The following is a 7,109-nucleotide window of genomic DNA, read 5'->3' as shown; positions in this document are numbered from 1 at the left end:
GGGGGGGGGGGGCCGGGGGGGGGGGGCGGGGGGGGGGGGGCCGGGGGGGGGGGGCCGGGTGGGGGGGGCACGGAGGGGCGGGCACGGAGGGGCGGGCGCGGAGGTGTGGGGCTGACGATCGTCGAGCTCGACGGCGCGGCGATCCTGGAGGCCGCCGCCCGGTCGGCGCGTTACTGGCCCGATCGCTGACCCCCAGCCGGGGCCCGGCGGTCAGAGGACGGTGATGCCGCGGGCGGCGAGGATGGCGTCGGCCTGGGCGCGGTTGACGATCGCGCCGCCGAACGCGCGCAGCCGGGCGTCGTCGATCTCCCCCAGGTCGGCGCCGCGCAGGTCGGCCCGGGTGAAGACGGTCTTGAGCAGCTTGGCCTCGCGCAGCCGGCAGTCGGTGAACACGGCGTCGGTGAAGTCGCAGCCCGACAGGTCGGCCTCGTCGAAGCGGACGCCTTCGATCTCCTCGCCGCGCAGGGAGCAGCCGCCCAGGTTGGCCATGGTCAGGTTGGAGCGGGTGACGCGGAAGCCGGTGCCGCGGCTGCCGGTGAGCGAGGCGCCGATCAGGCGGCAGCCGGTGAACGACGCGTCGGTCATCAGCGCGCCGCCGAACTGCGCGGACGACAGGTCGACGTCGGTGAACACGGCGTCGATGAGGTCGGCGTCGCTGAACCTGACCCGCATCCCGCCGCCGCCCGTGAAGACGGCGCCGTCGAGGTCGGCCTTGCGGAAGTCGGCCTGTTCCAGCACGCAGGACTCGAACCGGGCCCCGGCCAGCGAGGCTCCCCACAGGTCGGCCTCGGTGAGGTCGCAGCCGCGGAAGACGTGCGTCTCGTCCGGGGCGAGCCGGTCGGTGAGGGATGTGCCGGAGAGGTCCTCGCCGTCGAAGTTCACGGTGTCACAGGCTACCGGTGATCACCTCGGCGGCGGCCCGGCCGCAGACGGGGGCGGAGCCGTACGTGGCGATGTGCACGGCGCCGAGGTCGGAGCGCTGGGGCAGGCCCATCTCGACCACGACGGCGTCGGGGCGGGCGCTGAGCAGGTGCCGTACGGCCTCGCCCTGCCAGGGGTAGCGGTGCACGTCGCGTACGACGACGACCAGGGGGCGGGAGGCGGCCAGGGCGACGAGGTCCTCGATGGCGGCGCCGGACGCCTCGCCGGCGGCGAAGCGGGTGACGGCGGTGCCGGGCATCAGCTCGGCGAGCGGGCCGGCGACGCCCCACGGGGTGGACTTGTCGATGGCCAGGTTCATCTCGGGGGCGAGTTCCACGACGTGCGGGGGTGTGCGGAGCGGCAGGACGGCGGCTCCCGTGCGGCGGGTGACCCGCACGGCGCGCCGGGCGGCCGCGAGTCCGGCGTGGCCGTTGTGCGCGGCCCGCTCGGTGGTGACCGACATGCCGTCCGCCCCGGCGCCGACCATGTTGTCCGTCGGTGTGCTGCCCGAGGAGGCGGCCCAGACGGCCAGCTCGCGGACCCGGCGTGCGGCGTCGGCCAGTCGCTCCTCGGGCAGCAGTCCATCGGCGACCGCCGTGACGATCGCGTCCCGTACCTCGATGGCCGTGGCCTCGTCGGCGTGCTCGCCGCCGACGCAGATCGCGTCGGCTCCCGCGGCGATGGCGCGGGCGGCGGCGCCGCCGATGCCGTACGCCTCGGAGACGGCGGCCATCTCGATGCCGTCAGTGACGATCATGCCCTCGAAGCCGAGCTCCTCCCGGAGCAGTCCGGTGAGCACCTTGGGGCTGAGGGTGGCGGGCAGGTCGGGGTCGTACACGGGCACCAGCAGGTGGCCGGTCATGACGGACCGGACGCCCGCCTTGATCGCCTCGCGGAAAGGGCGGAGCGCGTCCTCGATCCCGCCGGGGGCGACGACCGGCACGCCGTGGTGGGAGTCGACGGAGGTGTCGCCGTGGCCGGGGAAGTGCTTGGCGCAGGCGGCGACGCCGGCGGACTGCAGGCCGCGCACGAAGGCCCGGGTGTGGCGGGCGACCAGGTCGGGGTCGGCGCCGAAGGCGCGCAGGCCGATGACCGGGTTGTCGGGGTTGGAGTTCACGTCGGCGGAGGGCGCGAAGTCGATCGTGATGCCGCACGCGGCCAGGTCCAGGCCCAGGTCGCGGGCCAGGGTCTCGGTGAGCGCGACGTCGTCGACGACGCCGAGGGCGTAGCCGCCGGGGCGGGTGCTGCCGGTGGCGACCTCCAGGCGGGTCACCTCGCCGGTCTCCTCGTCGGTGCCGACCAGCGCGTACGGGTTCTCGGCCCGCAGCGCCGTGGTCAGCCGGGCCACCTGGGCGGGGCCGGTGATGTTGCGGGAGAACAGCACCACCCCGGCCAGGCCTTCCCCGAGCCGCCGGCGTACCCAGTCTGGAGGGGTGACCCCCTCGAAGCCCGGCAGGAGGACGGCGTCGGCCAGGCGCACAAGGTCACCACTCTTGGACATGACCCGCAATCTAATAGGAAAGTTTCTTATTTGCTAGAGGCATTTTCGAACGTCAGCAGGTTCGGTTGCCGGACGAACTCCGCCGCGATGCGCAACAGGGCGCCCGCCCGGCCGACGGCCGCCGCCGCGCGCCCCCGGCGGGCCGCCGCTCCCCGGCGCCAGCAGCGGCTTCGGCCGTGAACAAGCGATTGTCCGAGGGCCCATAATGGTCGTGTGACAACGCGAAAGAACTCCGCCGGCACGACCCCGGCTCCGGCCAAGCGCCAGCGCGCGGCCTCGACGGGGGCGGCCTCGGAGCGCCGGGACCATCTCGTCAAGCTCGCGGCGGAGCTCTTCGCGGCCAAGGGCTTCCAGGCGACGACGGTCCGCCAGATCGCCCAGGAGGCCGGCATCCTCTCGGGCAGCCTCTACCACCACTTCGACTCCAAGGAGTCGATCGTCGACGAGGTCCTGTCCACGTTCCTCGATGATCTCATCGCCCGCTACCGGTCCGCGATCGACTCCGGCCCCGACGCCCGCGCGGTGCTGACGGAGATGGTGCGCATCGGCTTCGGCACGCTGGAGCCGCACCGCGCCGCGATCACCGTCATGCAGAACGACTGGAACTACCTGCGCCAGTTCGAGCGCTTCAGCTACCTGGTCAAGGCCGAGGACGAGGTGGAGCAGATCTGGGTCACGCAGATCAAGGCCGGGCAGGCGGCCGGGCTGTTCAGGCCCGACGTCGACCCCAAGCTGACCTACCGGATGATCCGCGACACGATCTGGGTGGCGGTGCGCTGGTTCCGCCCCGACGGCAGGCTCAACACCGCGACGCTGGCCGACCACTACATCACGGTGCTGTTCGACGGCCTGGCGACCGGCGAGCGGACCTCCCAGCGGGGATGAGTCTCGGCAAGGCGGTGCGGCTGGCCCTGCGGGAGGCGGCGGACCCGGACAAGGCCGCCGCGATGCAGTCGTACATGAAGTCCCCGATGCCGTTCCTCGGCGTGCAGGCCGGGCCGCGGCGCACGGTGCTCAGGCGGGTGTTCGCCGAGCACCGGCTCGACACCGCGCCCGAGTGGCGGCGCGCGGTGCTCGACCTGTGGCGCGAGGCCGAATACCGCGAGGAGCGCTACGCCGCCGTGCAGCTCTCCGGGCACCACCTCTACCGCGACTTCCAGACCCTCTACACGGTGCCGATGTACGAGGAGATGATCGTCAGCGGGGCGTGGTGGGACCTGGTGGACGAGCTGGCCACGCACCGGATCGGCGGGCTGCTGGCCGCCTACCCCGACACGATGCGGCCGCTGATGCTGGAGTGGGCGCACGACGCCGACCTGTGGAAGCGGCGCACCGCGATCCTGTGCCAGAACCGGTTCCGGGAGCGTACCGACACCGCGCTGCTGTTCGCGTGCATCGAGCCGAGCCTGTCCGACAACGACTTCTTCGCCCGCAAGGCGATCGGCTGGGCGCTGCGCGAGTACGCCAAGACCAGCCCGCGCGAGGTCGTCCGCTACGTGCGGGCCAAGGGCCTGTCGGGGCTCAGCCGCCGCGAGGCCCTGCGCAACCTGCCGGTCACCTAGCAACCGGTCCCGGTCCCGATCACCTGGTCCAGAGGGCTTCCTGTACGGCCTGGACGAGGCCGAGGAGTTCGCCGGTGACGCGCTCCTTGGACCAGGCCAGCGCGTAGGTGATGCGCAGCCCGGCGCCGTGCAGCGGGACGAAGCTGACGTCGTCGCGGCGGGTGGCGCGGACCAGGAGCTGCGGCGCGGGCAGCACGCCCGCCCCGGCGGCGACCAGGTCGAGCGCGGCGGCGAAGTCGTCGTCGGCGACCATGCGCGGCTGGCCCGGCAGCCCGGCCCACGGCCTGCTGCCCGGCGTGAGGAGCACGCGGCCGACGAGGTCGGCGGGCTCGACGGCGGAGCGGGAGGCCAGGGGGTGCCCGGCGGGCACGGCGAGGTGGTCCACGCTGACGTGGAAGCGGGCGGCGGTGACGAACCGGGCGGGGGCCGGGGTGGCGAGGATCGCCGCCGACACCTCGCCCGCCTCCAGCGCCGCCGAGGCGGCGGCCCGGCCGGCCACGCGCAGCTCGACCCCGACGGCGGGAGTGCGGCCGGCCATCCTCCTGGCGATCCGCGCGGCCAGCGGCCCGGCGATCGGTGGATAAGCCAGATGAATGGTCGGACGGGCGAGCCGGGCGCCTTCCGCGGCGAACGCCGACACCGACTCCAGCACCTGCTCGGCGTGGGGCAGCAGCGCCTTGCCCGCGGCGGTGAGCCGCACCTCGCGGGCCGTGCGGGTGAACAGCCTGACCCCGGTGGCGCGTTCGAGCCGGGTGATGGCCTGGCTCACGGCCGGCTGGGACAGGCCCAGGTCGGCGGCGGCCGTGGAGAAGCTGAGCCGCGCGGCCACCCGCGCGAAGCACTGGATCTCCCTGAGCATAAGCAACACGAATAGATAATGCATCACGCCCGGCGGCCGGTGCACGATGCGAGGCGTTGACGATCGACGCTGAACGCTTGGAGCGCCCATGTCCCGTTTCCCGCAGTCCACCGTGCTCGGATACCCGAGGATCGGCCCGCGAAGGGAGCTGAAGCGGGCACTGGAGTCCTACTGGGACGGCACCGCCACCCGGCAGGACCTGGACCGCGTCGGCGCGGAGCTGCGCGCCGCCACCTGGCGCAGGCTGGCCGAGCTGGGCCTCGACGGCCTGCCGTCCAACACCTTCTCCCTCTACGACCAGGTGCTGGACACGGCCGTGCTGCTCGGCGCGGTGCCGGAGCGGTATCGGGGCGCGGCCGACCCGTACTTCGCCATGGCGCGGGGCACCGAAGGGCTGGCGCCGCTGCGGATGACGAAGTGGTTCGACACGAACTACCACTACATCGTGCCCGAGATCGGGCCGGAGACGGTCTTCAAGCTCGACGCGGCCAAGCCGCTGGCCGAGCTGCGGGAGGCGCGGGCGCTGGGCTTCGAGACGCGGCCCGTGGTGGTGGGGCCGGTGACGTTCCTGCTGCTGGCCGCCGATCCTGGGGCGGCGCTGGAGCGGCTGGACGACGTGCTGGCCTGCTACGAGGAGCTGCTGGGCGTGCTGGCCGCCGAGGGCGTGGCCTGGGTTCAGCTCGACGAGCCCGCGCTGGTCCAGGACCGCACGCCCGGGGAGCTGGCCGCCGTGCGCGCCGCCTACGACCGGCTCGGCTCGGCGGCGGCGCGGCCGGGGCTGCTGGTGACCGCGCCCTTCGGCCATCTCGGCGAGGCGCTGCCGGTGCTGGCGGCCACGCCGGTGGAGGCGATCGGCGTGGACCTGGTGCGCGGCGGGCTCGACGGCCTCGACGCGCTGGCGGGCAAGACGGTCGTGGCGGGCGTGGTGTCGGGGCGCGACGTGTGGCGGACCTCGCCGGAGCGGGCCGCGCACGCGCTGCGCGCCGTGGCCGAGCACGCCGCCCAGGTGGTCGTGGGCACCTCCTGCTCGCTGCTGCACGTCCCGTACGACCTGGAGGCGGAGCCGGGGCTGGACCCGGCGCTGAAGGCGCGGCTGGCGTTCGCCGAGCAGAAGGTGGCGGAGGTGGTCGCGCTGGCGCGCGGCGGGTTCGACGGCCCGGCCCCCGCCGTGCGGCCCGCACCCGAGCCCGCCCCCGTCGTCCGCGACGAGCGCGGCCCGTACCCGGTGCGGGCGGCGGCACAGGCCGCGCACCTGGGGCTGCCCGCGCTGCCGATCACCACGATCGGCTCGTTCCCGCAGACCGGCGAGCTGCGCGCGGCCCGCGCCGCGCTGGCCGCGGGCACGCTCCCGGCGCAGGAGTACGAGCGGCGCGTCGAGGCCGAGATCGAGCGGGTGATCCGGCTGCAGGAACGGCTCGGCCTGGACGTGCTCGTGCACGGCGAGCCGGAGCGCAACGACATGGTGCAGTACTTCGCCGAGCACCTGGACGGCTTCGCGGTGACGGCCAACGGCTGGGTCCAGTCGTACGGCTCGCGCTGCACCAGGCCCCCGATCCTGCACGGCGACGTGTCGCGGCCGGAGCCGATCACGGTCCGGTGGGCCCGTCACGCCCAGTCGCTCACGGACCGGCCGGTCAAGGGCATGCTCACCGGGCCGGTGACGATCGTGGCGTGGTCGTTCGTCCGTGACGACCTGCCGCTGCGTGACGTGGTGTTCCAGGTGGCGGCGGCGGTGCGCGAGGAGGTGCGCGACCTGGAGGCGGCCGGCGTGTCGATCATCCAGGTGGACGAGCCGGCGCTGCGCGAGCTGCTGCCGCTGCGGCAGGCGGCGCGGGCCGGCTACCTGGAGTGGGCGGTGGCCGCCTACCGGCGGGCGACGTCGGGGGTCGCCGACCGCACGCAAATCCACACGCACCTGTGCTATTCGGACGCCGACCAGATCCTCGACGCGATCGACGGCCTGGACGCCGACGTGACCACGATCGAGTCGGCCCGCTCGGGCGCCCGCATCCTGGACGCGGTGGGCTCGTTCGGGCGCGGGCTGGGCCCGGGGGTGTACGACATCCACTCCCCCCGGGTCCCGTCGTCCGCCGAGGTCGAGACGCTGCTGCGCCGGACCCTGGCCGCGCTCCCGGCCGAGCGCGTGTGGGTGAACCCGGACTGCGGCCTGAAGACCCGCACCTACGCGCAGGTGGAGGCGGCCCTGGCGAACGTCGCCGAGGCCACCGGCAGGCTGCGCGCCGAGCTCACCCGCGACGCCGGCTGA

At 74.3% G+C, this 7,109-nt stretch carries 6 protein-coding genes; 3 read left to right on the top strand and 3 right to left on the bottom strand.

The annotated features are described in order from the left end of the window. Positions 1–210: 210 nt before the first annotated feature. Entirely contained in the window at positions 211–882 is a 672-nt protein-coding gene (locus ACBI99_RS42690) for a pentapeptide repeat-containing protein (protein ID WP_375075062.1), read from the bottom strand. Between the two features lie 4 nt (positions 883–886). Next, the gene (locus ACBI99_RS42685; protein WP_219510188.1) at positions 887–2,422 is read right to left on the bottom strand and encodes a glycoside hydrolase family 3 protein; all 1,536 of its coding nucleotides are present in this window, start codon (positions 2,420–2,422) and stop codon (positions 887–889) included. Between the two features lie 213 nt (positions 2,423–2,635). Between ACBI99_RS42685 and ACBI99_RS42680 the strand changes: the two genes are divergently transcribed. Together ACBI99_RS42680 and ACBI99_RS42675 are read left to right on the top strand one after the other, a co-directional pair. After that, positions 2,636–3,307: a TetR/AcrR family transcriptional regulator gene (locus tag ACBI99_RS42680; RefSeq protein ID WP_357585359.1), complete on the top strand. Its 672-nt coding sequence runs from the start codon at positions 2,636–2,638 to the stop codon at positions 3,305–3,307. Next, on the top strand, positions 3,304–3,984 hold the full coding sequence (locus tag ACBI99_RS42675) for a DNA alkylation repair protein (protein WP_219510186.1): 681 nt from the start codon (positions 3,304–3,306) through the stop codon (positions 3,982–3,984). Before ACBI99_RS42680 ends, ACBI99_RS42675 begins: the two co-directional genes overlap by 4 nt. Positions 3,985–4,003: 19 nt before the next feature. Here the strand turns inward: ACBI99_RS42675 and ACBI99_RS42670 are convergent, their stop codons facing one another. Beyond that, the gene (locus tag ACBI99_RS42670; protein ID WP_246646098.1) at positions 4,004–4,843 is read right to left on the bottom strand and encodes a LysR family transcriptional regulator; all 840 of its coding nucleotides are present in this window, start codon (positions 4,841–4,843) and stop codon (positions 4,004–4,006) included. An 88-nt stretch (positions 4,844–4,931) separates the two neighbouring features. Here ACBI99_RS42670 and metE point away from each other — a divergent pair, with 88 nt between their 5' ends. Then, positions 4,932–7,109 (top strand): 5-methyltetrahydropteroyltriglutamate--homocysteine S-methyltransferase, encoded by a 2,178-nt coding sequence (gene metE / locus ACBI99_RS42665; protein WP_219510183.1) that lies wholly within the window; start codon positions 4,932–4,934, stop codon positions 7,107–7,109.

Source organism: Nonomuraea sp. ATR24 (genome assembly GCF_041950485.1).
GTDB classification, from domain to species: domain Bacteria; phylum Actinomycetota; class Actinomycetes; order Streptosporangiales; family Streptosporangiaceae; genus Nonomuraea; species Nonomuraea ceibae.
The sequence above is the reverse complement of the archived record's forward strand: the minus strand, read 5'-3'. Positions and strand labels throughout refer to the sequence as shown.